The 24736-nt window shown below is 69.7% G+C and carries 22 protein-coding genes, 4 pseudogenes and 2 riboswitches; of the genes and pseudogenes, 11 read left to right on the plus strand and 15 right to left on the minus strand.

Going from position 1 to position 24736, the window contains the following annotated elements:
- Positions 1–79: 79 nt before the first annotated feature.
- The 5 genes from ABT288_RS42585 to ABT288_RS42605 all read right to left on the minus strand — a co-directional run bounded on the left by ABT288_RS42585 (position 80) and on the right by ABT288_RS42605 (position 3599).
- Positions 80–787 (minus strand): HEAT repeat domain-containing protein, encoded by a 708-nt coding sequence (locus tag ABT288_RS42585; protein ID WP_351620200.1) that lies wholly within the window; start codon positions 785–787, stop codon positions 80–82.
- Between the two features lie 147 nt (positions 788–934).
- Positions 935–1531, minus strand: a complete 597-nt coding sequence (locus ABT288_RS42590; RefSeq protein WP_351620203.1) for a nucleotidyltransferase family protein — start codon at positions 1529–1531, stop codon at positions 935–937.
- Positions 1450–2169, minus strand: a complete 720-nt coding sequence (gene mobF, locus ABT288_RS42595; protein ID WP_351620254.1) for a MobF family relaxase — start codon at positions 2167–2169, stop codon at positions 1450–1452. Before mobF ends, ABT288_RS42590 begins: the two co-directional genes overlap by 82 nt.
- Before the next feature lie 7 nt (positions 2170–2176).
- On the minus strand, positions 2177–2839 hold the full coding sequence (locus tag ABT288_RS42600; RefSeq protein WP_351620206.1) for a peptidylprolyl isomerase: 663 nt from the start codon (positions 2837–2839) through the stop codon (positions 2177–2179).
- 439 nt (positions 2840–3278) lie between these two features.
- On the minus strand, positions 3279–3599 hold the full coding sequence (locus ABT288_RS42605; protein WP_351620208.1) for a hypothetical protein: 321 nt from the start codon (positions 3597–3599) through the stop codon (positions 3279–3281).
- Positions 3600–3644: 45 nt separating this feature from the next.
- On the opposite strand from ABT288_RS42605, the gene ABT288_RS42610 reads away from it, so the two are divergent.
- Both ABT288_RS42610 and ABT288_RS42615 read left to right on the plus strand, forming a co-directional pair.
- Positions 3645–4112, plus strand: a complete 468-nt coding sequence (locus ABT288_RS42610; protein WP_351620211.1) for a hypothetical protein — start codon at positions 3645–3647, stop codon at positions 4110–4112.
- A gap of 216 nt (positions 4113–4328) precedes the next feature.
- Positions 4329–5441: an IS110 family RNA-guided transposase gene (locus ABT288_RS42615; RefSeq protein ID WP_351620214.1), complete on the plus strand. Its 1113-nt coding sequence runs from the start codon at positions 4329–4331 to the stop codon at positions 5439–5441.
- A 257-nt stretch (positions 5442–5698) separates the two neighbouring features.
- Here ABT288_RS42615 and ABT288_RS42620 read toward each other — a convergent pair whose 3' ends face one another.
- The gene (locus tag ABT288_RS42620; protein WP_351620217.1) at positions 5699–6604 is read right to left on the minus strand and encodes a hypothetical protein; all 906 of its coding nucleotides are present in this window, start codon (positions 6602–6604) and stop codon (positions 5699–5701) included.
- Between the two features lie 122 nt (positions 6605–6726).
- On the opposite strand from ABT288_RS42620, the gene ABT288_RS42625 reads away from it, so the two are divergent.
- Together ABT288_RS42625 and ABT288_RS42630 are read left to right on the plus strand one after the other, a co-directional pair.
- On the plus strand, positions 6727–8154 hold the full coding sequence (locus ABT288_RS42625) for an FtsW/RodA/SpoVE family cell cycle protein (RefSeq protein WP_351620220.1): 1428 nt from the start codon (positions 6727–6729) through the stop codon (positions 8152–8154).
- A 37-nt stretch (positions 8155–8191) separates the two neighbouring features.
- Entirely contained in the window at positions 8192–8644 is a 453-nt protein-coding gene (locus ABT288_RS42630; protein ID WP_351620223.1) for a sec-independent translocase, read from the plus strand.
- A 315-nt stretch (positions 8645–8959) separates the two neighbouring features.
- On the opposite strand, the gene ABT288_RS42635 is transcribed toward ABT288_RS42630, so the two are convergent.
- The 3 genes and pseudogenes from ABT288_RS42635 to ABT288_RS42645 form a co-directional block, all read right to left on the minus strand.
- Positions 8960–9370, minus strand: coding sequence for an undecaprenyl-diphosphate phosphatase (locus ABT288_RS42635; protein ID WP_351620257.1), 411 nt, complete (start codon positions 9368–9370; stop codon positions 8960–8962).
- Positions 9371–9391: 21 nt separating this feature from the next.
- Positions 9392–9517 (minus strand): hypothetical protein, encoded by a 126-nt coding sequence (locus ABT288_RS42640; RefSeq protein ID WP_351620226.1) that lies wholly within the window; start codon positions 9515–9517, stop codon positions 9392–9394.
- Between the two features lie 91 nt (positions 9518–9608).
- Positions 9609–9926: pseudogene (locus tag ABT288_RS42645) on the minus strand (hypothetical protein); the annotation flags it as partial.
- A 36-nt stretch (positions 9927–9962) separates the two neighbouring features.
- On the opposite strand from ABT288_RS42645, the gene ABT288_RS42650 reads away from it, so the two are divergent.
- From ABT288_RS42650 to ABT288_RS42660, 3 genes are all read left to right on the plus strand, one after another.
- Complete coding sequence (locus ABT288_RS42650; RefSeq protein WP_351620229.1) at positions 9963–11180, plus strand: hypothetical protein; 1218 nt, start codon at positions 9963–9965, stop codon at positions 11178–11180.
- Positions 11181–11237: 57 nt separating this feature from the next.
- Positions 11238–11474: a hypothetical protein gene (locus tag ABT288_RS42655; RefSeq protein ID WP_351620231.1), complete on the plus strand. Its 237-nt coding sequence runs from the start codon at positions 11238–11240 to the stop codon at positions 11472–11474.
- 663 nt (positions 11475–12137) lie between these two features.
- Positions 12138–13802, plus strand: a complete 1665-nt coding sequence (locus tag ABT288_RS42660) for an alkaline phosphatase family protein (RefSeq protein WP_351620234.1) — start codon at positions 12138–12140, stop codon at positions 13800–13802.
- Between the two features lie 186 nt (positions 13803–13988).
- Here ABT288_RS42660 and ABT288_RS42665 read toward each other — a convergent pair.
- Positions 13989–14186: pseudogene (locus ABT288_RS42665) on the minus strand (DUF2397 family protein); the annotation flags it as partial.
- 384 nt (positions 14187–14570) lie between these two features.
- On the opposite strand from ABT288_RS42665, the gene ABT288_RS42670 reads away from it, so the two are divergent.
- Entirely contained in the window at positions 14571–15941 is a 1371-nt protein-coding gene (locus tag ABT288_RS42670; protein WP_351620237.1) for a trypsin-like serine protease, read from the plus strand.
- Between the two features lie 119 nt (positions 15942–16060).
- The gene (locus ABT288_RS42675; protein WP_351620259.1) at positions 16061–16399 is read left to right on the plus strand and encodes an ArsR/SmtB family transcription factor; all 339 of its coding nucleotides are present in this window, start codon (positions 16061–16063) and stop codon (positions 16397–16399) included.
- A 108-nt stretch (positions 16400–16507) separates the two neighbouring features.
- On the opposite strand, the gene ABT288_RS42680 is transcribed toward ABT288_RS42675, so the two are convergent.
- From ABT288_RS42680 to ABT288_RS42700, 5 genes and pseudogenes are all read right to left on the minus strand, one after another.
- Positions 16508–17920, minus strand: coding sequence for a hypothetical protein (locus ABT288_RS42680; protein ID WP_351620239.1), 1413 nt, complete (start codon positions 17918–17920; stop codon positions 16508–16510).
- Positions 17921–18450: 530 nt separating this feature from the next.
- Positions 18451–19488, minus strand: a pseudogene (locus ABT288_RS42685) (magnesium and cobalt transport protein CorA).
- Positions 19489–19560: 72 nt separating this feature from the next.
- The gene (locus tag ABT288_RS42690) at positions 19561–20007 is read right to left on the minus strand and encodes a hypothetical protein (RefSeq protein ID WP_351620242.1); all 447 of its coding nucleotides are present in this window, start codon (positions 20005–20007) and stop codon (positions 19561–19563) included.
- An 85-nt stretch (positions 20008–20092) separates the two neighbouring features.
- The gene (locus ABT288_RS42695) at positions 20093–20839 is read right to left on the minus strand and encodes an MgtC/SapB family protein (protein ID WP_351620245.1); all 747 of its coding nucleotides are present in this window, start codon (positions 20837–20839) and stop codon (positions 20093–20095) included.
- Positions 20840–20873: 34 nt separating this feature from the next.
- Positions 20874–22514 (minus strand): NRAMP family divalent metal transporter, encoded by a 1641-nt coding sequence (locus ABT288_RS42700; RefSeq protein WP_351620248.1) that lies wholly within the window; start codon positions 22512–22514, stop codon positions 20874–20876.
- Between the two features lie 310 nt (positions 22515–22824).
- Positions 22825–23007: riboswitch (M-box (ykoK) riboswitch) on the minus strand.
- Positions 23008–23232: 225 nt separating this feature from the next.
- On the opposite strand from ABT288_RS42700, the gene ABT288_RS42705 reads away from it, so the two are divergent.
- A complete protein-coding gene (locus ABT288_RS42705) occupies positions 23233–23505 on the plus strand; it encodes a hypothetical protein (protein ID WP_351620251.1) in 273 nt (90 codons plus the stop codon).
- A 109-nt stretch (positions 23506–23614) separates the two neighbouring features.
- Positions 23615–23787, plus strand: a riboswitch (M-box (ykoK) riboswitch).
- Positions 23788–24131: 344 nt separating this feature from the next.
- Positions 24132–24736, plus strand: a pseudogene (locus ABT288_RS42710) (magnesium transporter MgtE N-terminal domain-containing protein); the annotation flags it as partial.

Below are 24736 nucleotides of genomic sequence, written 5' to 3' on the forward strand. Positions count from 1 at the left end.
GCTACCTCGCCGGCCTCCACCTCCGTGCCTCGATGATCTGGATCAACGACCTCCTGAAGGCAACTACCTGATCACAACATCACACAGGCCCTAGGGCTATGGCGACCCAGGCGCGGATGCGGGTGTTGCTGTCGTCCGCAAGGCGAAAGATCTTTGGCAAGGCCCCAGGTTGACGGAGGAATCCGAGGGAACTGAGTGCGGAGACACGTACTTGAGTGGACGGATCAGCCAGCAGGCCAACCAGCACGTCCACGGCCACCGGGTTCTTACCGTGACTGCCGAGCGTGCCTACGACCGTGGACCGGGTCCGCTCCTCGGGGTCCTGGGCTGCCTGCATCAGCAGCGGAAGATCGGCGGGCTCGGGTACGTACCCGAGCAGCCAAATGGCTGCCCTTCGCGGGTCGTTGTCGGGCGCCTCAGCCCATGACACAAGGATGGAGCGTGCAGCAACGGGGTCCTCTCGTGCGAATACGGAGAGCGTTGTCGTGAGGTCGTCCTGGTCGTCACCCAGGTCGCGGGAGTGGGCACGCAACAGGGTGGCCGGAGCAACGCGGCCGGCCGTCTTGGCGAGTATGCGGGCCAGCACGCAGCGGCCGTACCAGTTTCCCGCTTGCAACGCAGCCTCCAGATGCGCCTCCAAGCGAGGAATCAGCGCTGTCTGCTGCGCGGCTACGAGCTGCTCTTCCATGCCGTGGAGGGCATCGAGATCGCAATCCGGATCTGCAAGGCCGACCGCGAGGTCGTCAAGGAGCGCGCTGAGATCATTGGCCGACCGCTGGTCCGCCACGCTGTCCCCCTCATGAGCTTCCCCAGCGATGCCGAGTCCCCCGGGGCAACCTCCTGGCGTCGCCACCACCTGAGCCAGCGATGTGGGGAATGTCGGAGAGCATATCTGTCCCTTTCCTGGGCTCTGTCCGCAGTTCCGTGAAGGCCATCAGATTGGCCATGGAAGGACTGTGAGCTCCGGCCACTCGTTCTTCCAACGGTCCGCCTTGGTCTCATAGACCTCCCGCGGGGCAAGGACCGGGTTGGGTCGAACGACAAGGTTGAACACGTCGGAGAGCCCGTGAGGCGCATAGACGCGCCATTCTCCATCGGGTTCCAGCCGGACGCCCAGACAGCACGTCGTCGCCGCGAAGCAGTCGATCGCGGACTCTGTGGACTCGTGCGGCGGACAGGGCACCCCGAACTTCCGCTCATACCAAAGATGCACGCGGGCCTCGTTGCGGATCTCCACCCCGGCCGGTAGCCCGGCGAACACCTCCTGCCCTGCCTTGATCACGGCGTCCTCCGCCTTCCAGGACAGGTCGGTGCCGTCGAAGTAGAAGATGTCGTAGTCCTTGATGCCGCTGGTCGGGGGCCTGCCGTTGACCACGTTCCACACCGTCTGGAACAGGCAGCCCGCCGTCACATACCAGCCGGGCAGCTCCAACGTCGCCGCCCTGGTCATTACGTCCGCCAGGACCTCGTTCTGGGAGAGAACGGACCGCAAGCCATCGAGTTGCTCAACGAGCGGGAGTCGACCAAGCATCCGCACTCCTTATCACGATCAGTCGCTCTCACAAGGCGCGTTGGCCGCGAGCAGGCGCCCCAGTCCGAAGGGCGAGCAAGGTCAGGGGTTCTGAGCGGTCCGGAACGCGAGATACCGGCTGAAGGCTCCGGCCGGCGCCCCGGGGTGACGGTGCGCGGCTCGGTCGCCAGCCCCAGCGCCTCGCAGACCTCAGCGGCCACGATCTCGTTGTAGAGCGCGGAGGCGGCGACGGTGTTCTCGTGCAGGGCCGTGGTGTGGATCGAGCCCCACTTCCCGTCCAGGCGCTGCCCCTTCACGGACACAAGCAGATGGTCATGGAGCAAGGGTCGCCCGGAGCGTGCCTCGCAGTGGCGGAAGCGGGCGGCGACCAGACCGCCGGGCGGCCGCACCCGGTAGATGCCGTCCTTGCCGTACCGGATCACCGCCGCTTCGTCCTCGATCCACTCCAGCACCCGCTCGATCGCGCGCTCGTGCGCGGCCTCGATCACCCGCCGGGTCTCTTCATCTCCCAGCGCCCACAACAGGTAGATCGTCGGCTGCGGCCGGAAGACGAAGTCGACACCGGTCACCGTCACCCGGCGTCCCAGGACACCGGCCTTGAACGCCTTCTTCGGGGAGTCGTCCTTGGGCCGTTGCAGGACCGTACTACCTGCTCTTGATCTGTACGCGCTTGATGTTCACCGGCAGCCTCGGAAAGCCGTCTCCCGGCCCGTTCTGGTCGTCCTCGCCGCCCGCCGCGATCCTCTGGAGCACGTCAAGGCCCGCGGTGACTTTGCCGAACGGCGTGTAGGCGGGCGAGAGTTTGGTGTCCTTCCAGACGAAGAAGAACTGGCTTCCGTTGGTGTTGGGCCCAGCGTTGGCCATCGCCACCGTCCCGGCGGGATAGGTCGCCCCGGTCAAGTTCTCGTCGGGGAAGGAGTAGCCCGGTCCGCCGCTCCCGGTGCCGGTCGGGTCGCCGCACTGGAGCACGTAGATGCGCGCGGTGGTGAGCCGGTGGCAGTGTGAGCGGTCGAAGTAGTCGCGCCGGGCGAGGAACTTGAAGGAGTACGTGGTGCAGGGAGCCTTGTCGGTCAGTGCCCGGAAGGTGATCGCGCCCTGGCCGGTGCGCAGCGTCGCGCTGTACGGCTTGGCGGCCTTCACCGGGTCGAAGAGCGGTATCCCCTTGAAGTTGTCTGCGGGAACGGCCGGCGTGTAGGTGCAGGCGGCCGACGGCGCGGCAGAGGGCGGATTGTCGGCTGCGGCCTGCGTCGCAGTGCCGAGGAGGAGCAGGGCGGAGGCGGCGAGCAGCGCGCTTGGCTTACGGAGCACGAGACGGTTCCCTTCGGGTCAGCACCGTATGGGTATGTCATGGACGCCTCATCCTGCCCGCTCCGTCGCCCGGGTGAAACCCCTGCGGACGCCACTGCAAGCCGAGCGCGTGGAACAGCTCGCGGCGCAGGTCGCGGGTGGAGGGCCGGGCCCGGAACGGTCGGCGGGTTCAGCCCTGCAGCGTGCCTCCGGCCGGGTGGACGGTCTTGGGGTGCCTGGTGCCGTGCCGGTGGTCGGTGAGCGCGGCCAGCAGCTCGGAGGGTTCGGGCTGCTGGTGCTCGCTGAGTATTCGAGGTGTTCCACACCGAGGTCAACGCGGATGCCTTCGCGCTCCGGCGGGGTGCCGGTCTCCTTGCCGATCGGGTGACGCCTGCTGACGGCGGTATGCCAGCCGTAGCGCTCGTCCATACGAGGGCGGGCGCGCCGGATCCGCTCAGCGTCACGGCCGCGGCGAGCACGTCGCCCTCCGGGCGCTGCACCCGGACGTCCAGCGCCTCGGCCAGGCCTGCGCCGACCAGGACGTCGGCGACGCGCTGCAGGTACGGCTGGACCTGACGGGCGCGCAGTTCTGTGGCGGCGCTGGCAAGGGCGGTGGTTGCACCGCGGTCGGGTAGCCGAGACGGGTGGCGGCCTCCTCGGGGGTCGGGTCCGGTTCGGCCTGCACCAGGTCGGCGATCCGCTCCCCGCGCCGCCGGGGCAGGGCCCGCGCGGCCGCGGCGTAGAACAGGCCCAGGCACTCCTGGACCGTTGCGAGGGTCACCGCCGGGTCCTCGTCGAGCAGGTCGCCGACCCGGGCGGAGATCTCGTGAAGCTGCCGCCGCGACCGCCGGCGCTGGATCCGTACAAGGCGGTGATCGACGGGGCCCTGCGGGCGGACCTGGATGCGCCGCGCAAGCAGCGGCACACGGTCACGCGGATCTTCCACCGTCTCGTCGAGGAGCACTGCGCCGATGTCTCCTACCAGATGGTCCGGCGCCACGTCGCGGACCGGAAGCCGAAGATCCTGGTGGAGTCGAGCAAGGCTCCGATCGAAGCGTTCGTTCCGCAGACCCACCAACCCGGCATGGAGGCCGAGTTCGACTTCGGTGACGTCAGCGTGCGGCTCGCCGGCGAGCTGGTGACCTGCTACCTGTTCTCCTTCCGGCTGTCGTACTCGGGCAAGGCGGTCCACCGCGTTTTCGCTTCCTGCGGTCAGGAAGCCTTCTTCGAAGGGCACGCGCACACCCTGCGGATGGTGGGCGGTGTCCCCCGCAAAGGTCCGCTACGACTGTGAGGATGATCAGGTGCCGCTCCGAGCGGTGGCCTGACTCGCGCCACGACTGGCCTCGTGCCCTGAGTGTTGATCTGCCGGTCATTGCCCGGGGCGCCAGCTGCCGCCGGGTAGGGGATGTGTCCCGATAGGGGCCTTCGCGACAGGCACCGTCACAGTCTTGACCTCCCCGGCCCGGCGACGGCCACTGGTTCCGAGGCGATCAGGAGACAGAGGACCTTGCCCAGCATCAGCCAGCCCGCTGCCCCGTGTCACCTCCCGGCCTACGCCGCGGAGGAGGTCCTGCTCGGCGTCGACACCCGCAAGGATGTCCATGCGGCGGCTGTAGTTACCGTCCTCGGCGTCACCTTGGGCGGCCGCACCTTCCCGGCAACCACCGAGGGGTATCGCCAACTCGTCGCCTGGGCCGGCTCGTTCGGCACCGTGCGACGAGCTGGGGTGGAGTGCACCGGATCCTACGGCGCCGCGCTGGCCTGCCATTTGCGCGCCGAGGGCATCGAGGTGACCGAGGTCAATCAGCCCGATAAGGCCGTACGCCGGCCTCGCGGCAAGACCGACGCCATCGACGCCGAGGCGGCGGCCCGCGCAGTGCTGCCCGACCACGCGACCACGACCGCGAAGGCGAGCGACGGGCCAGCGGAGACGTTACGGCTGCTCAAGCCGGCGAAGGGTTCTGCGATCAAGTCCCGGACCCAAGCCTTCAATCAGCTCACGAGCGTCCTGGTCTCGGCCGATGCAATTCTGCGCGAGTCGCTGGCCGGGCTGAGCAACCCACGCCTGTTCAAGCGGTGCGCCGAGCTGGGCGACTCGGAGGCCGCGGGGCCGGCAGGCACCGCCCGGCACGTCCTGAAACTGCTGGCCCGCCGCATCCAGCACCTGACCGAGGAGATCGACGACCTGAACAAGCGCATAGCCCAGGACGTCGAAGCGAGCGTCCCCGGCCTGCTCGATGTGCCAGACGTCGGCCCGGACAGCGCCGCCGCCCTCCTGGTCTCAGCTGGCGACAACCCCGAGCGCCTCACTAACGAAGCGTCCTTCGCGGCCTTGTGCGGCACCAGCCCCGTCGAGGCATCCTCCGGCAAGACCCAGCGACGCCGCCTCAACCGCGAAGGTGACCCCCAGGCCAACGCCGCCCTCTACCGGATCGTCCTCAGCCGCCTGCGCTGGGACGACCGCTCCCAGGACTACCTGCGACGACGGCTGACCGAAGGCAAGGCCCGCCGGGAGATCATCAGGTGCCTCAAGCGGTACGTCGCGCGCGAAATCTATCGGCTGATCATCCCCACAAGGACAGCTGCTGAACGCGCGGTCTCCGCTGGAGCCGTGAGGTGACATCCATAGGGGCATCAACCGAAGGCCGCCATCGCCCGGGTGCTCGGACTCAGCCGCTCAAGGGCCTGCTGCATCTGGGAACGAGGAAGTCCGGGGTACTGGTGCGTGCCCAGGGCGCCGGCTACCGGGCCGCCCCGGCCTCCTGATTGGCGGAGCGGTTCCTCGGCAGCTCCACTCCACAACCGGAGGCCTTCACCCGTCACCCGATTCAGACGGTGTCAGAGCACAAACTCGACCAACTTGCCTGGGCAGTACAGCTAACCCAGCTCCACCGCCAGCATCCCGGTCTGCCGGGAATCGGGTGTGGTGTGCGTCCAGCCTCGGTCCGAGGCGGCACTGCTCCAGCGCCGGCCGTCGAATGTCACGGATGTGGCGTGCAGCGCGGTGGCGTGGCAGAGCAGCCACAAGGCGAGGGACCAGCCTGTGGAAGCCTGCTCGGTCGCAATCGGGAAGCTGACGCTGTCGCCGCCGGTCGCGGGCAGGGCGACCGGCGCGTCGCCGAACTCCCGCCGGACAGCTGCCGCGACACCGCTGCCGTCACCGGCCTCGCTCACGGCGCCCACCGCGCTGCTTGCTGTGTCGGAGGGAGCCGGATCGGCCCCACTCACCGTGCAGTTCAGCGCCGGCCCCTCCCGCCCCGTCAGCACGTCGGCCAGCGTCGCCGCCATGGCCTCATGTGATGCGTAGGCCTCCGGGTAGCCGCTGTGCTGGACTCGCTGCGCGGCGACGGTGACCGGAAGGCCGAGATAGTCGGGCACCTTGACCAGCGCGTCGAAGAACTTGCCCGACGCGTAGACGGGGTCGCGGATCTGGGCGGGACTGCCCCAGCCCTGGGAGGGGCGCTGCTGGAACAGGCCGAGGGAGTCGCGGTCCCCGTACGTCAAGTTGTGGAGTTTGGACTCCTGGATCGCGGTCGCCAGGGCGATGGTGACGGCGCGTTCCGGCAGGCGGTGCACGTGGGCCACGGCCGCGATGGTCGCGGCATGGGACGCCTGGTCCAGATCGAGCGTGACCGTCGTACCGTCCGGACCATGCGCCGTGCACTCGTCGGGAGTCGCCGAGCGGATGAACCGGACGGCGAGATAGCTCACGAGCGCCAGAACCACGCTCACCCCGATCAGTACCGCCCACGCCTTACGGCGCCCCCTCCTGCGTGCCGCCACGCCGACCCTCCTCTTACCTGGCCTCGGCTACAGTTCAGTTGCGTTGTTGCGCAACCATATAACCCTGTTGGCCGAGTCCCGGAGCGGGAGTCGAGGGGGTGGACCCGATCGAGGGGGAAAACATGACTGGTCGGCGTGGACCGGCGAAACTGGCCGTGCGGCCGGGCCGGCCGGGACGCCTGAGCGACCGGAACCTGGAGCTGGTCCTCCTGGTCGGCGCCATCCTCGTATGCTGCTACGGCTATGCGGAGACGGCCCTCGCCGTCAGCGGCAAGCTGCCGCCGAGTATGGCGCTGACATGCCTGACGGCGGCCGTGATGCCCGTGGTATGCCATGTCACCGTACGCCGGTTCGCGCCGCACGCCGATCCGCTGATCCTGCCCCTGGCCACCCTGCTCAGCGGTCTGGGTCTCGTCCTGATCCACCGCCTGGACATCGCCTACGCGTCGCATTACCACCACTCGACGGCCGCGGCATCGGGCCAGCTGATGTGGTGCGGCATCGCGGTGGCCGTGTTGGCCGCGGCGGTGGCACTGCTCACGGACCACCGCAGGCTTCAGCGCTATCCGTACGTCACCATCACCGCAGGGCTGGTCCTGCTGATGGCGCCGGCCTTCTATCCCGGCGACGTCTACGGCGCCAAGCGATGGATCTTCATCGGCCCGCTGTCCTTCCAGCCCGGCGAGTTCGTGAAGATCGTCATCGTGGTCTTCTTCGCGGGATACCTGACACTCCGCAGGGACGCCCTCGCGCTCGCCGGACGGCGTTTCCTCGGCATGTATCTCCCGCGCGGGCGGCAGCTCGGCCCCGTCGCGGCCGTATGGATCCTCAGCCTGCTCGTCCTGATCTTCGAGCGGGACCTCGGCACCTCGCTGATCTTCTTCGGCCTCTTCGTCATCATGCTGTACGTCGCCACCGAGCGCACCAGCTGGGTCGTGTTCGGCGTCGCCATGTTCGCCGTCGGCGCCTTCGTCGTCGGTTCCTTCGAACCGCACGTCCACGGCCGTGTCGTCGCCTGGCTGCACCCAATGGACATCTTCCTGCCACCCGACAAGCGCCCACCGGGCCTGGTCTCGGACCAAGCCGCCCAGGCCCTGTTCAGCTTCGGCTCCGGCGGCATCCTCGGCACCGGCCTCGGCGAAGGCCATCCCGAGCTCATCGGTTTCGCCGGGCGCAGCGACTTCATCCTGACCACGGTCGGCGAGGAACTCGGCCTGACCGGGGTCACGGTCGTCATTCTGCTCTACGCCCTGCTCGCCGAGCGCGGCCTGCGTACCGCCCTCACCGTCACCGACCCGTTCGGCAAGCTGCTCGCCGGCGGCCTGGCCTCGGCGCTCGTCCTCCAGGTCTTCGTCGTCGTGGGTGGTGTCACCGGGCTCATTCCGCTCACCGGCAAGGCGTTGCCCTTCCTCGCCCAGGGCGGCTCGTCCATGGTGGCCAACTGGCTGCTGGTCGCCATCCTGATCAAGGTCAGCGACACCGCCCGCCGCCCGCCACCAATACCGGCAGCGGACGTCAGCGCCGCCGAGACCCAGTTCGTACGGCCGTGAGTCCGGCATCCTCTTCGGCGACAGAGCGGAGGGACCGATGTTGTTCGACGTGAGCCCCCCGGACCTGCTCGTCCTGGGAATCATGATCATCCTGCTCTTCGGCCCCGACAAGCTGCCCGAGGTCATACAGAAAGTGACCGGGTTCCTCCGCAAGGTCCGCGAGTTCTCCGAGGCCGCCAAGGAAGACGTCCGCTCGGAACTGGGACCGGAGTTCAAGGACCTCGAGCTGGAGGACCTGCACCCGAAGACGTTGGTGCGCAAACACCTCCTCGGCGGCGAGGGCGACGGCCTCGGGATCGAGGAGATCCGCTCCGCCCTGGATCCGAGGGCGGAGCTGGCGGAACTGGCCGACGCGGTGAACGGCGAGCCGGGCGAATCGACCGAGCGGGCCGCGCGAACCCAGCCGACCGGGCGGGCCGGGGGTGGGTCGAGAGGAGCGGCCTCGCCGGAGCCGCCCCCCGCGCATGCCTACGATCCCGACGCCACCTGAGCCACGACGAGTGGTCAGGCGGACTGGGCTGCACCGAGCGATCAGGGACACCGCGGAGGCCCGGCCTGTCCCCTGCGGGATACGGCGGACGACCGGCCCGTCACCCGAGGGACACGGCTGTGCGCCGCCCCCATCACCCGAAGGCGAACGGGCCGCCCCTCGACGGTGGACGGAAACGCACCGGCCCCTGGCCCGAGGAGGAAAGCGTGCCCCCTCGCCCCGCGTGGCAGCCGCTGCCACACCGGCTGAGGCGGACGCCCCTCACCCTGGCGTGAACCAGCCGATGCCCGGCTCAGCTTGAGCGGACAACACCCCTTACGCCAACGTGAAGTACGCGAGGCTGCCCAGGCCCGCCCCCGAGCAGTAGATGGCGAACGGGATGAGAGTGCGGTTCTCGAAGTAGCGGACGAGGTAGCGGGTGGCGAGGTAGGCCGCCACGAAGCCGGCGACGCTGCCCGCCAGCAACGGACCGCGCAGGCCGGCGCCCTGGGATCCGAGCAGCGGGGGCAGCTTGAGCAGTGCGGCGCCGCCGATCACCGGCGTGGCGAGCAGGAAGGCGGAGCGGGCGGAGTCCTCGTGGCCCAGGTCCTTGAAGATCCCTGCGCTGATCGTGGAGCCGGACCGGCTGATGCCAGGCAAGAGGGCGAGGATCTGGGCCGCGCCGATCGTCACGGCCTGCCGGATCGTCCGGGTTATCCGCAGGTCCGACTGCTCCTCCGCCCACAGATGCTCCTCCCCGGGGGGCGGTCATGGCCCGGCCCGCCTGCGGCCGGTGCCGCCGCGCCGCAGCCGCTCGGTGACGAAGAGCACGATGCCGTTGAGCGCCAGGAAGATCGCGGTCGGGACGGGCTTCCCAAGCGTCGTGCGGAACACCTTGTCGAGCGCGACGCCGGCGACCGCGACCCGGAATGCACGCGCTGACGATCAGCCAGGCGAGCCGCTGGTCCACGGTCTCGATCCGGCGCTGGGTGACCGACGTCGCGAGGCCCCGGATCACCCGAACCCAGTCCCGCCAGAAGTAGACGACGAGCGCGAGCACGGTGGCCAGGTGGAGGCCGACCAGCTCGTTGAGGTAGCGGGACCCGTCGGCGGAGACGTCCAGGTGGTGTTTACAGTGCCCGCCCAGCAGCGCCGGGATCAGGATGCTGTCGCCATGCCGGAGACGGGGAACAGCTCGGTGACGCCTTGCAGCAGGCCGACGCCCACGGCTTCGGGGTAGGCAGGCACTCCATACCCAAATCTCATGGTTGTGCAGGAACCCGGGAGCGGTCAGGGGAGTCATTCCAGGCAGGGGGGCGACCACCAGAGAGGCATGAGGATGGCTGATCAGAGCAGCCGCCCCGCGCGGGGCGGGGCCGTCTGGCACTGGTGGTTCCTCGGCCCCTGGGCGGCGATCTGGTTCCTGGCGGACCTGCACGGCGGCGGCTACTCGTGGCACTACTTCGCGAACGGCAGCACCTTGCTGTTCTCCGGCTCCGGAGCCTGGCCGGCGGGGGGCCTGCACCTCTATGCGAACTACCCGAACCTACAGATAGGACCACTGGCCTTCCTCTGCGCCTGGGTTCTGGGGAACCTCGGCGGGGTCGTCGCCGCCCAGCTGACGATGATGAGCGTCGGCCTTCTGGTGCTGCGGCTGATCGAGCAGACGGCACTGGCCCGGCAGCCGGATCTGCGGTCGCGCCCGCAGGCCCTGCGGACGACCGTTGCGGCCGCCGGCGCGGTGTTCCTGATCGTCTGGGCATCCCTTGCGGTGCACTACAGCCATCTCGACGACGTGCTGGCGCTGCTCTTCGCGGCACTGGCGATCCGGGCGGTCCTCGCTGACGTCCCGGCACTGGCGGGACTGAGCCTGGGCCTGGCCGTGGACGCCAAGCCGTGGGCACTGGTCTTCCTGCCACTGGCTCTCGCCGTGGCCCGCACCCGACGACGGCATGTCGCGTTCTACGCCGTCGCCGCCGTGCTGCTGGCCTGGCTGCCCTTCGTCGTCGCCGACCCCGCGACGCTGGGCGCGACCCAGTATCACATCGTCAACGAACCGTCCTCGGCGCTCCGCGCGCTCGGGGTGTCGGCGGCGGGGACGCCGTCGTGGGACCGGCCGGCGCAACTCGTACTCGGCTGCGTGCTCGGGGCGGCCGCGATCCTCCGAGGGCGCTGGGTGGCGGTGCCGCTGCTCGGCATCGGCGCGCGACTCCTGCTGGATCCCGGCGTCTACGACTACTACTCGGCGGGACTCCTGCTCGGCACCTTGGTCTGGGAGGCCCTGGGGCTGCGTCGGCCCGTGCCCGTTTGGTCGCTGGTCTCCTTCAGCGCGCTCTACCTCGCCCCAAGGCTGACCAACGACGCGCACGTCCTGGGCGACCTCCGACTCTGGCTGATTCTCGCGGTGACCCTCAGCGTCCTGCTGGCTCCACGGGACTGGTGCGTCGCGCCGAAACCGAGCAAGGTCGCCGTCGGCGCCCCCCGACCTCCTCTCCAAGGCCCTTGGGTCGCCCACTCGGTCGACGCGGAAGCGAGCAGGCCGTCCGTGCATCACTGAGCATGACTGACATGAGCCAGGGCACAGGCTCTGCAACTACCGCGTTGACAGGCGGCCGTGAACCTGCTGCCCGAAGGGGGTTCGATTCCCTGCCCCGCCGACCTGATCCCGGACGCTACCGGTCTGGACGCCGTCACCAGCGTGTGCAGGGCAGCCGAGAAGCCGCGAGTCGTGTTCATCGCCGTCGAACGCCAAGGCCCGCGGTGGACGGTCGAAGCCGACGTGCTCAGCGCCCCGCAGTCCGACGTCGATGCCCGGTGTACGACGCCGTACGAGAGGCCGTCCTCCACCTGATCCGCGCCGGCTCCTCCGCCGGCCCCGTCCACCTCGTGCTGCACGACGTAGTCAGCGAAGCCAAGGCCCGCGAACCGGCCGCCGAACTGCACGCCGCCCTCAATGGCCACCTCGAACGCCCGGCCCCGCCATCCCGCTCACGCCTGACGGTGCACCCGCGCCTCAGCGACTCAGCCCCAACCAAGGTTCCACTGTGCCTCATCCCCGGGACCTCCGGTTCGAGGAAGGAGGCCCGAGAATCGGACAGCAGCGGGTCCCGGCCAGGAAGGCGACCGCCGCCGTCACCACGTCCGTAGCGGTCAGACGGGGCCCTCCTGGCCGACGGCGTGTGGGGGCCCCGAGCACCCCGGCATGCGCCCCTTCTTCGCCGCCTGAGCCTGCCGACGGCACTGTTGCGCCTGTGCATGACGGGGTTGCCGCCCGCCCTGTTCAACGTTTTCTCAACCTCTTCTCAACGTCTTCGGCAGACGTCTCGTGCAGGCTGGTCGAGGCCAGTGCCTGCTTCACTTCCATCGCTCCGGCGTCACGGGCCCCGGTCTTACGTGGAGGGGCAAACACGGCGGGTTTGTCACATGTTCAGATTCCGGCCGTTGCCGTGACAGAACTGGCGGCTACTCATGTCCGCATCGTTGCCCGCGCCATCAGTAGCAACTGGAGTTGGTTGTGACCCGCCGATCCATACGACTGGCCGCCGCCCTCGGTGTCGCCGTGAGCCTCGCCGGAGGCTCGCTCGCCGCGGCGTCGGAGCTCACCGGCTCCTCTGCCGCCCCGCGGAAGCCCGCAGCCGCCAAGCACGTCCTCCTGCTGTCCGTTGACGGTCTGCACCAGTCGGATCTGGCCTGGTACATCGCCCGACACCCCGGCTCCGCGCTGGCCAGGCTGGTGAACGGCGGCGTGCACTACACCAATGCGCACACCACCAACCCCTCGGACTCCTTTCCCGGCATGACCGCCCAGGTCACCGGCGGCGGCCCGGGTACCACCGGCATCTACTACGACGACGTGTACAACCACGCTCTGCTCCCGGCCGGCACCACCAACTGCAAGGGCGTCAAACCCGGCGCAGAGGTGGACATGACCGAGGACATGGACAAGAACAAGGCCTCCCTCGATGCCGGCCAGGGGCTGAAGAACCTGCCCGGCAGCGTCCTGCAGATGACGGGCCGGCCGCAGAGCCTGCTCGACCCGAGCAAGCTGCCCGTCGACCCCACGTCCTGCAAGCCGGTCTACCCGCACTCGTACCTGCAGGTGAACACCGTCTTCAACGTGGCCCGCAAGGCCGGCCTGCGCACCGCCTGGTCGGACAAACACATCGCCTACGACATCCTCAACGGCCCTTCGGGCACGGGCATCCAGGACCAGTTCTCCCCGGAGATCAACAGCGACGCAGGCGGCTACGCGGCCGGGAACGACTGGACCACCGACAACAAGGCGACCGAGCAGTACGACGGGTACAAGGTCAAGGCCGTCCTCAACGAGATCGACGGCTACGACCACTCCGGCACCCACAAGGTCGGCATCCCGGCGGTCTTCGGCATGAACTTCCAGTCGGTCTCCACCGCGCAGAAGCTGCCCTCCTCCGAGGGCCTCAAGGGCGGCTACGCCTCCAAGGGCGTCCCCGGCCCGCTGCTGCAGAAGAACCTCGACTACGTCAACACCGAGGTCGGCGCGATGGTCAAGGAGATCCAGACCAAGGGCCTGGCCGCGAGCACGGACATCGTTCTGTCCGCCAAGCACGGCCAGTCTCCCATCGACCCCAAGGCCCTGACCCGCGTCGACGACGGTCCGCTGCTCGACGGGCTCAACGCCGCCTGGAAGAAGAAGCACCCGGGCGCCGGCGATCTCGTCGCGCACTCCGTGGACGACGACGGCATGCTGCTGTGGCTGAACGACCGCTCCGCCAAGGCCACCTCGTTCGCCAAGCAGTACCTGCTCTCGCAGAGCGGCAAGGGCACCGACATCAACGGCAAGCCCACCAAGTCCTTCACGAAGGGCGGGCTGAGCAGGGTCTACGCGGGGAAGGAAGCGGCCACGTACTTCGGCGTCAAGCCCGGTGACGCCCGGGTCCCGGACCTGTTCGGCATCGCCGAGTACGGCGTGGTCTACACGGGCGGCACCAAGAAGATCGCCGAGCACGGCGGCGCCCACGCCGACGACCTGAACGTCCCGCTCGTCATCTCCGGCGCAGGAACCCCCGAAGGCGTGACCAAGACTGCTCAGGTCGAGACCACCCAGATCGCCCCGACGATCCTGTCCCTCCTGGGCCTGAACCCCCACGACCTGCAGGCCGTCCAGATGGACCACACCCAGGTCCTGCCGGTCCGCTGACCCCGGCAACCTGTGACCCCGGCACGGGTGGGCCGCACGCAGAACCGCGTGCGGCCCACCCGTGCATGCGTGCCGTCAAGTGCTGCATGAACTGACTACCTGACGGCAGGACACGTCCGCAGAGGCGGTGTATCGCCAGGGGTGCACCGTGGCTGACGGAGTCACTCGGATGGCACCACCACCAATGCGGTCTTCGTTGATCCGCTCAAGGCCCTGCAGGAGAGAGACAATGGCCCGCCGGGCGATGTCGTGCAGTTGCTCGATCCTCGGACGTGCCCCGTCGTCCGGCAGGAACCACGCACGCCGGCCGGCCCACCGTCCCCGCCTGCTCTCCGGCCAGCCGACTGTGTCGTTGCTGGCGGCTCCTCGTGAAGGGCGGCTCCTCCATGGTCGCCGACCGGCTCATGGTGGCCCTCCTGCTCCGCATCAACGCCCACGCCCGGTGACGGCGGGAGCCCGGGCAGGCGGGTGCGGCACCGGATCGCGGCAGCCATCGCTTCCGGGACCGCACGCGGTTCGCGACCGACGCGAAAGCCACGGATCGTCCGGCCGCATCATCGCCACAACGCCGGGCTCTCCATCGATCGTACGGACTTCGGTCGATCGCATGGACTTTGGTCCTGGGGCGGCACGGAACGCGCTGTCACCGCGGCCCCGCGACCACCGCTTCGCAAGCTTCTGCAAAAATCGGATCATCGTTTTGTCCGGCGGACCCGTCCCGTACGAACATGTTCGCGTCACATCGGCTCAGCAGAAGGACAGCGACACATGAAGCATGCTGCACGGCCCAGATGGCTGGCGTTCGCCCTGCCAGCCGCAGCTCTGGCCGCCGCGGTACCGTTCGTCATCCCGCCTCTCGCGGGCGCCTCTTCCGCGCCGGCCACGCAGCCAGCCTCGCGCGCCGCCAGGCGGATCGACGAACGCCAGCAGGTCCTCGACGCCGTCGCCGGCCGGATCACCGAAGGGCTCTCCGAGTCCGACCGCGCGCACATACCCGGCTTCGCCGAGGTCGAGGTCGACCCCGACCACAACCACCTGCGCCTGCACTGGAAAGGCACCCCACCCCAGCGGGTCAGGCAGATCCTCGCCCATCTCCCCCACGGGGTGACCGCCGAGGTCGACTCCGCCCGCTATTCCAAGGCCGAACTCCACGCGGCCCGCATGAAGTTGCTGAACAGCCTGGCCTCAATGAAGCTGCGAGTCGAGGGGACGACGGCCCCTGTCCGCATCACCAGCATCGCACCGGCAGTGGACGGCAGCGGCCTGGAGGTCGGCTACGACAACGCCACCCGTACGGCGAGCAGGCTCCTGGCGAGTGGACACAGCAAGACGTTGCAGCAGGTCGCCACGGCGGCCGGCCGACTGGCGGGAGTGCACGTCGCCGCGATCCACCGATTGCAGAGCGTGGATCTGTCCTCCCGGCAGCATGACAGCTCCCCCTGGACCGGAGCTTCGGCGTTGAAAAACCCCCTCGGCGGCATCTGCTCCGGCTCTTACGGCGTGAAGAACGCCCAGGGCCAGTACATGCTGACGTCGGCCTACCATTGCGGCCCGGGCCCCGAAGGCCGGTGGACCACCTGGTGGGGCGGCGACCCCATCGGCACCACCGACGCCACCCAGCGCTCCCCGCAGGACGACGTGGTCGGCATCAAGCTGCCCTCACAGCGCGTGAGCGGCCGGCTCTACGACGGCCCCGCAAGCCGCACCGACGGCTACGCCAAACCCGTCATAGGCTGGGGGCACAACAACGTCGGCGACTACGTGTGCACCGACGGCGCCAACGGCGGCGTGCACTGCGGTGTGCGCATAGCCCAGACCGACATCGGCGTCACCGGGCCCAACGGCATCTACCGTCCCGATGTCGATCTCGCCTACGCCACCTCGGCCACGCCTGGCGGTGTCGCAGCCGTCAACGGCGACAGTGGCGGCCCGGTCTTCGCCAGCGTCCGCAACCACACAGCCGATGAAGCACGCGGAATCATCACCGCCCTCGACCGGACCATCACCTGCCCGCCTGCGTACAACCCCGACACCGTCCTCGACGGTCATCGCAGGAAACCCTGGTGCCTGGCCGGCGTCTACTACGTACCCATTGGACAGACGCTCCACGACATGCACTGGACCCTGGTCACCGGGTGACCACTTCGTGCCTCGTTGTCGGTGGCCAGGCCCCGTTCTACGGCCCGCGGGGGCGGGCCTTACGGGCCAGCGGCGGCCACGGAGCTGGCGCAAAGACCACCGCCGCCGCGCGCGAGCGCCTGGAGACCGTGGGCGCCGCCGACGTCGCCGCCACGCTCCAGGCGCTCGCCACACCGTTCCGCCTGCGGATCCTGGCCCGCCTCCAGGAAGGCCTCTGCGCGGCGACGGAACTCGCCGACGCCGTCGGCATGGAACAGTCCGCCTGCTCCCACCAACTGCGCCTGCTGCGCAACCTCGGCCTGGTCACGACCGAACGCCGGGGCCGCTCGGTCATCTACGCCCTCTACGACAACCATGTCGCCGACCTGCTGGAACAGGCCCTCCACCACGTCGAGCACCTGCGCCTCGGCCCGCGCGACACCCCGGCCACCACCGAGGCGGCAGCAGGGGTCCGCTGAATCTGACCCAGGAACGGTCAACACGGCAGGCTCCGGCGTGAGATGCCCGGCGTGGTGCAGCCTGGCCACCAGCACAGCGCAGACTCACCACCGCAGTGAGATCCCGATCTACGGCTCTACTGACGGCTCGGACCGAGTGGTGCGGTGTGCGGTCGTAGCGGCCCACAGCAGGGCGAGCAAGCTCGCGGCGTGCACGGGGGTCAGGGCATGGAAGACGCCGCGCTTCGGACCGACGAGGGCGAGCAGCGTTCCGGCAGCGGATCCCGCCAGCGCCAGCTGGACGCTGCGTGCGGAGACGGCGCGGGCCGCGGGTACCGCGCGCAGGATGCGCCAGGCGTCCTCCAGGCCGTCCGGACAGACCAGGTCCGCCGACCAGGATGCCTCGGCGCCCGGTGCGTCGGGGATGGCGACCGCGATGTCGGCGGCGGCCAGCGCTTCCGCATCCGCCCCGGAGACCACCAGGACGCCCTCGCCCTGGTCTCGCAGCGCACACACGCGGTCGGCGAGGCGTTCGCCCGGGGCGAGGAACTGGTCGGTCGGGGCCAGCAGGTCGTGGATGTGCTCGGCGTCGGTGAGCAGCACGTGCGCCCCGGTGGAGCGTGCCGCGGCCAGCAGCGGCACCGCGAGCGAATCCGGGCGCCCACCCTGCGGCGCCTGCCGACTGTCCAGCACCGCTGAGTCGATCACCACGGCGGAGACCGTGTCGAGGAGACGCAGCACCGACGGGTCGAGCGGTACGACGTCGCGGCGGGCCAGCTGGCGTCCGGTCGTGGCGGCGAAAGCCTCCCGGCCGTAGCGGGCGGCCCTGGGTACGGTGGCGAGCAGCGCGTCCGCCGCACGTCCAGGACTGCCCCTCAGCGCGAGGACCGCGGCGGCGGTGAGCGGGGCGAACGGGGCCAACCGTTCCTCCCACTGCTCCACCGGGCCGGATGGCCGGGCCCTGGCGCGCAGATGTCGCGTCGGCCGGGTGTGCGGTACGCAGTCCGGGCCCGAGCACAGGTCCTTCTCGCGCCGCCCCCACACCTGGTGCCGGGCGCGGATCTCGCCGAGCAGCAGCCGGTTGACCGCGTCGACTGCGGGCATGCCGATGCCGGCGCACAGTCCGTTGACGGTGGCGCCGGCCAGCGACAGCAGCACGTCGGTCTGCACCAGCCCGATGCGCCGCATCAGGCGGCGGCGCAGCTCCTGCTCCAGTTCCAGCGTGGCAACCGCTGCGGGCACCGCGCGCGGCAGCGGCGGCAGACGAAGGACCCGCTGGACGACCCCGGCGGCCACCGCCGCGCAGTCGACCAGCAACTCGGTCACCACGGCAGCTACGGGCGCGTCATCGCCCGGAGTGACCGGCTGTGCCCAGGCGAAGTCCTCATCCTGCACGCCCTGTGCCTCTTCCACCGCCTTCACCGTGTCCATGAGCCGGTCGAGGGCGACCCTGCGTTCGTCGAACGCCAGCAGGACCTGGCCGGTGACAGCGTTGACCTCGGCCCACCCCACGCCGTCCAGCCCGCGCAGTGATGTGGTCACGGCGCCGGCCAGTCGCTCCCGCCTGTGGCCACCGCGTTCGAGCCCCCGCACCTCGATGTGCGCACGTCCGTGCCCGGTCCACAGGCGTCGCGTGTGGCGCCGCGGATGAAGATCGACCAAAGTACACCCCGCGCGCACTGCCCGCCCGGATATCCCCGCGGCCGTCGAGGTCCCTTGCCGCGCGACCGACACCGCGACGCGCGCGGTCCCTCCGGCAGCTCGCAGACCAGCCCTGGTCATCCCGGCTGTCAGTCCGCCGACCGTCTTGACCGCCGCCGGCCCCACGGTCCCGGCGGTGTGGACGGCCGACCTACCCAGCGCCTCGACGCCGCCGGCTCCGGCCCGGGTCATGGTCTCAACGACTTCGCGTGCCAGGTCGGTCGACGCTGTCAGTCCCAGCATCCGGCCCAGCAGAGACAGGAATGAGGCCGCACCTCCAGTCACTCCAGTCACTCCAGTCGAGTACCCACGGGCCCTCACCCATACCGGGATGCCATACGCCGACCGCTACCGCGAACGCGTCTGCCCGCTCATAGCCAGCCGTTGCGCTTGAAGCTGCGGTGGAGCAGGAAACAGGCGGTCGCGATGACGCCGAGGACAAGGGGGTAGCCGAAGGTCCAGCGCAGTTCCGGCATGTGGTCGAAGTTCATGCCGTACACGACGCACACCATCGTGGGTACGGCGATGATCGCGGCCCAGGCAGGATGGAGTCGAGCAGGGAGGCGAAGCCGGTGATCTGCTCGGTAACGCGGGCGAGGTGGTCGGCGACGTCCCGGAAGTACGCTCGTATCTCCGGGTCGACGGAGCGCAGCGGCTTGGTGGACAGGATCTCCAGCGGGCGGGCCAGGGGGACCACCGCCCGCTTCATCTCCAGGAGTTCGCGCTTGAGCTGGTAGATACGGCCGACGTCCGCGGTCTGGGAGCCGTGCGGAGAGAAGACCTCGGTCTCGACCTCGTCGATGTCGTCCTGGATGGCGTCGGTGACGGTGAGGTAGTCGTCGACCACATGGTCGGCTATGGCGTGCAGGACGGCCGACGGGCCCTTCGCCAGCTGTTCGGGGTTGGCCCAGGTCCTCGCGCAACGGTCCCAGGGAGCCGTGGCTTCCGTGGCGGACGGTGACGACGAAGTCGGGGCCGGTGAAGACCATGATCTCGCCGGTCTCGACGACCTCGCTGGTGGCGGTCAGCTGCTCGTGCTCGACGTAGGTGACGGTCTTGAACACCGCGAACAGGACATCGCCGTAACTCTCCAACTTGGGCCGCTGATGGGCCTGTACAGCGTCCTCCACGGCGAGCGGGTGCAGGCAGAAGAGCTCGGCGACCTCGGCGAACTCCGTCTCGGTCGGCTCGTGCAGGCCAAGCCACACGAAGTCGTGGCCGTGCTTGCGTACCTGCTGGACGGCCTCCTCGACGGTGTCGGTGCCGGGCTGCCGGGCGCCGTCGCGGTAGACGACGCAGTTGACCATCGCCGAGCCGAGCGGGGAGCGGGCCGGGTGGCTGAGGTCCACGCGGCCGCGGCTCCGCCGCGTCAGGCGGGCGACTTTGCGCAGGTTGCCGACCATCGACATGCGGGACTCTCCTTCGCCGGGTCCGGACGGTGTGCCAGGAGGCGGTGAACGGTCAGGAGGGAACGGCGGTGGTCAGTGCCGCTGGCGGGCGGCGTCAGTCAGCAGATGGATCACCTCGGGGGGCAGGTCGAGGTGGTGTGCGATCCACGCCGAGTCATGACCGTGGGTGGCGAGGAGCCACGCCGTGTACAGGCTGTTCAGGCTCGGGGCGTCCGGGCCGAGCAGGAAGGGCCGGACGGTCTCCATCGGGAAGCACTCCAGGGACCGGGCGGTGAACAACCCGTCCCCCAGGTCCTGCGGCACGACCCTGTGAGGGCGTTGCTCGGCCTGCCGGTGGTGGTGCCACATGGCCGCGACCAGGATGAACGCCGCGGTCGCGGCACCCATCAGCGCACCGCCGACCACCGGCTTGTCGCGCGTGGGGGCGGTGTTGACCGCGACCGTCTCCAGTACGACGAGCGTGAGCACGCCGAGGAACGCCGCGCCCTCCCCGGTGCGGGGGTGGGGTACCGTCCGCATGACGCACACCTCCCTGTCTTCCTCTTCATCGTGTCGTGCGGAGCGGACTGCTGTCCTGGGGCTGTCAGGCCCTTTGCTCGGGGTGTCAGGCGAGCACCCGCTGCCCTGACCGGGGCGCCCGTTCGTCGTCGTCCTCGTCGTCCAGGTGCCAGTGCAGGTCGTGCACCCCGGGCTCCAGTGAGAGACGGGAGATGACCTGCTCCAGCGCGGCAGCCACGTCGCCGCTGACGGTGACGGCGGCGCGGACGCTGGTGGTGTCCTCGCCCTCGCGGCGGGCCCGCAGACCGGTCGCGGTCAGCCCGGAGGCGGTCAGGGCCTGGGCGAGCAGGGCCCGGGTATGGGTCTCGGACCCGCGCTCGCAGCGCAGGTGCACGCTGGCCCGTACCTGGGCGTCCGGGTCGCTGCCGGCGGCCGGGGCCCGGTCCAGCAGGCGTCCGGCCGGGCGCAGCAGCACGTGGATGCCGAGCACGGTCAGGGTGCCGAGTGCGGCCAGGGCGAGCCGTCCGGAGGCGGCCAGGACGCCGACCGCCGCCGAGCACCACAGGGTGGCAGCCGTGTTCAGTCCGCGCACGCCGGCGCCGTCGCGCAGGATCACCCCGCCGCCCAGGAAGCCGATCCCGGACACGACGTAGGAGGCCACCCGCGTCGGGCTGCCGGTGTCGCCCACCGCCACGCTGTACAGCACGAACAGCGTGGCGCCGGTGGCGACCAGGGCGTTGGTACGCAGGCCCGCCATGCGTGCCCGCCACTGCCGCTCGACGCCGATGAGCGCGCCGCAGGCCGCACCGGTGGCGAGCCGGATCAGGAAGTCCATTGTGGTCAGGGCATGCATGGCACACCTCCTTCAAGGTGCGGTGGTTGGTGACTTACTGGCTGACCGCGACCTGCACGATCTTGATGACCACGAGGATCATGGAGACCAGCAGGTAGGTGCGCAGCGCGCCCATGCCGATCTTCTTGCCGCTGGACATCACGGCCGGGGTGAGGCTCCCCAGCGGCGGCATCCGCCAGGCGTCCCGGCCGGTGCGGTCGATCGGGTCCTCCTTGGTGGCCGTACGCCGCCGAGTGAAGGCGTACCCGGCGGCGAGCACCCCGGCGCCCCCGCAGGCGGCCATGATGTCGACGATCGCGTCCGCGCTGATGTCCGGGAACAGGACCGACGCGGTCAGGATCACCGACAGCATGACCAGCACCCCCACCACCGCCGCGGTGAAGGCGTTGGTCCTCGGGCCGTTCACCCACGGCCCCAGAACCTGCTTGTCGTTGCACAGCAGCAGAAGGAACACGCTCGCGGACGGCAGCAGCACGCCGGCCAGAGTCTGCACGCCCTCGGTCAGCAGGCCCAGCGGCGAGCCCGGGATCAGCACGATGGTGGCCGCGGCGGCAACGAGCCCGGCGTAGACGGCATAGAAACCCTTCGCGCCGCCCACCCCCCGGTGCAGGGAGTGCTTCATGCCCAGTACGTCACCGATCGCGTACGCGGTCGACAGCGACACCGCGAACGCGCCGATGATCGAGGCGTCCAGCAGCGCGATCGCGAACAGCACCCCGGCCAGCTTGCCCGCCTTGGCTTCAAGGCCGTGCGCGACCCCGGCGGTGTCGGTGAACTGGCCGAAGCCGTGCGTCCCCGAGAACGCGGCGGCTGTGAAGCCCATCATCGCGGCAGCACCGATGACCACGATCACGATGCCGATCCACAGGTCGACCTTTTCGTAGCGCATGAACCGCGGGGTGATCCGCTTGTCGATCACGTACGACTGCTGGAAGAACAGCTGCCAGGGGGCGACCGTGGTGCCGACGATGCCGATGATCAGCAGCATCACCGTGGACAGCTGCCCGGAGCCGCCCGGCAGGTTCGGGGTGACGAAGTCGGCGGCCATCCGCGAGGCGTGCGGGTGGACCATGAAGTAGATAGGCACCAGCAGCAGCGAGGCCGCGCACAGCGTCATCGCCACCCGCTCGAAGCGGCGGAAGGATCCGGTGAACGCCGACGCGATGATGATCACGGCGGCCAGCAGCACCGCCGCCGCCTTGGGCAGGCCCAGGTAGCCGGCGGACAGCGTGATCCCGATGAACTCGGTCACCAGGGTGAGCGCGTTGAGCAGGAACAGGTCGATGACGCTGAACGCGCCCCAGAACTTCCCGAACCGCTCCAGGATCAGCCGGGCGTGGCCGACACCGGTGACGGCGCCGAGGCGGAGCACCATCTCCTGGTTGATGTACAGCACGGGCACCAGCAGGAGCAGGGTCCACAGCAGGTGGGTGCCGTAGTTCTGGCCGGCTTGGCCGTAGGTGGCGAAGGCGCCGGCGTCGTTGTCGCCGACCATCACGATCAGGCCGGGGCCGACGATCGCCAGCAGCGTCTTCAGCTTCGCCGACAGACCCCGGCGCTCGCCGTGGTCGTCCAGGCGGATGGTGCCCAGCGCGCCGTGGATGTCGCCGATGTGCGCGTCGTCGAGTACCGCCGCGCGGGGTGCGGCGACCGTGGTCACGATGGTGTCGGTCATGGTGGTGCCTCCCTGGTCCCCCGGTCCGGGGGAGGTCGGGGGCACGCGGCAGCCATCACCCCCTGCACGCCGAATGCGCGCAGGACAGCATCACCACCGGGCACAGCCGTGCCCGTGGACATGGCGCGACCGTGGTGCCGCGCAGGGGAGGTGGTGGTTACCGCGTGCCGGAAGAATGCGAGGACAAGCGGGTGCAGGGCCTACTTCGGCCCGGACTACTGCATTCCATGTCTCTCGCCTCCTTCCGGCCGGAGACGCCCGTGAACGGCGTCGTCATCGACTCGGCAAGGAGCGGCCGACCCAAGCGGGCGGCACACCCCAACTCGTCAGAGCTTTGGCACTCCACGGCGTAATCCCAGCCGTTGAACCGGGCGGGAAGCCACTTGGCCTCACCCCTTAGGCCGGGGAGAGGTGTCCTGAACCTGGGCGTCTCTCGACGTCGTGGGGTCAGTGGCCTGTGTCCGTGAAGACGCCTCACCGAACGAGGTGCCTCTTCAAACCTCCACAAGGCTACGCCCGCGCCGAGGGTGCCGCTCACCCGATTTACGGAGCCTTGACGGCACACTGACCGCATTCTCACGAAGCGCCGATGCCCCAGCGAGGATGTGTGCTTCAGCGAGTATGCGTGCTTCCTTCGCCGGTCAGGGCCGCCCGAGCGCGATCTACAGTGACACTTGGACGACACGTGCCTCGTCGGGGAAAGGGAGGCTACGGCGGCATGAGCGACCTCGACATCCGGTACGCGCGCCGCGCTGTGCGCCATGCCGCCCGGCAGCTGGCCGAGGACGCCCCGAAACTGACCGCGGGCTCCGCGGACGCGTTTCGTGCCGGGCTCGCCACCCGCACCGCCGACCTGCGCAGAGCCGCGCTCTCCGCCTGGATCACGGGCATACCCGAGGACATCATCGCCGCGGACGGGCGCCTGCCCGTGGCCGTCGTACATGGGTGGGTGGCGGCCAGGTTCTCGCCAGGACACTCCGGTGACGGGTGACCGTGGCGGACAACGCCGGTGACGGCCTGTCTTCGACAGCCCTCGGTCAAGGACCGGTCATGGATTAGGGAGGCGGGCGGGTGCGGGCGTAGTCTTTATGCGGTTTGAACAGACACCTCGTTCGGTGAGGCGTCTTCACGGACACAGGCCACTGACCCGACGACGTCGAGAGACGCCCAGGTTCAGGACAGGTCTCCCCGGCCTAAGGGGTGACCCCAAGTGGCTTCCCCGCACGGGGATCACGCCGTGGAGTGCCAAAGCTCTGACGAGTTGGGGTGTGCCGGCACCGAGCGTGCCCGGCTGCCCCTTGCCGCAGGACCGCGACACCTCATGCGCGGCCGTGACCGGGAGGAGGCGACATGGACAGTAGTCCGGGCCATAGTCGGCCCCTCTTCGTGTTGTCCGCGCCGTCCTTCCGCGGCCCGCGGTAGCTCGTTCTTCCCTGACCCATCCGGCTCGTACCCGGTGGTCCGGCCTGCGCACCGGCTTGCTCCAGGCGTGCCTGCGTGTGTCCTGGCGTACCTGTCACCGGCCGGTACGGGGAGGAAGAGCACCGCCGAGGGCCGCCCGCTGCCCCGTCGTGACGGGGCAAGGAGGTGTTCACCTTGGCTGCCCACACTCTGCTCATGTCCACCAAGGCTCGGTTCCGCAACCGCCGGGTCCACCTCGAACGCCGTGCCACCGCCACCAAAGCCGTCCGCACCTCCCTCGTCTCGCTGGCCGGCCTGATCGGCGGCCCGGTCTCCAACCAGTCGGGCGAGGAGGTCGGCCGCGTCGTCGACGTGGTCGCCCGGCTGTACGGCACGGAGCCGTACCCCCCGGTCACCGGGCTGATCCTGCGCATCGGCCGCCGGCAGACCTTCGTGGCCGCGGACGCGATCGGCAAGGTGCAGGCAGGTCACGTACAGCTGCGCACCGCCCGCGTCGACCTGCGCGACTTCTCCCGCCGCCCCGGCGAGGTGCTGCTGGCCAAGGACATCCTCGACCACCAGCTCGTCGACGTGGACGGCGTCCAGGTCACCCGGGCCGCCGACCTGTATCTCGCGCCCCTGGTCGGCCAGATCGTGCTGGTCGGCGTGGACGTCTCCCTGCCGACTCTGCTGCGCCGGCTCGGCCCGCGCCGCCGGCAGGCCCGGCCGACCCCGGAGCGGGTCCTGGACTGGCAGGCCGTCGCACCCTTCGCCGAACAGGCCACCGAGGGCCCGCCGGAGGTCCGGCTGCGCGCCTCCCG

The organism is Streptomyces sp. NPDC001093 (genome assembly GCF_040298985.1).
GTDB lineage: Bacteria > Actinomycetota > Actinomycetes > Streptomycetales > Streptomycetaceae > Streptomyces.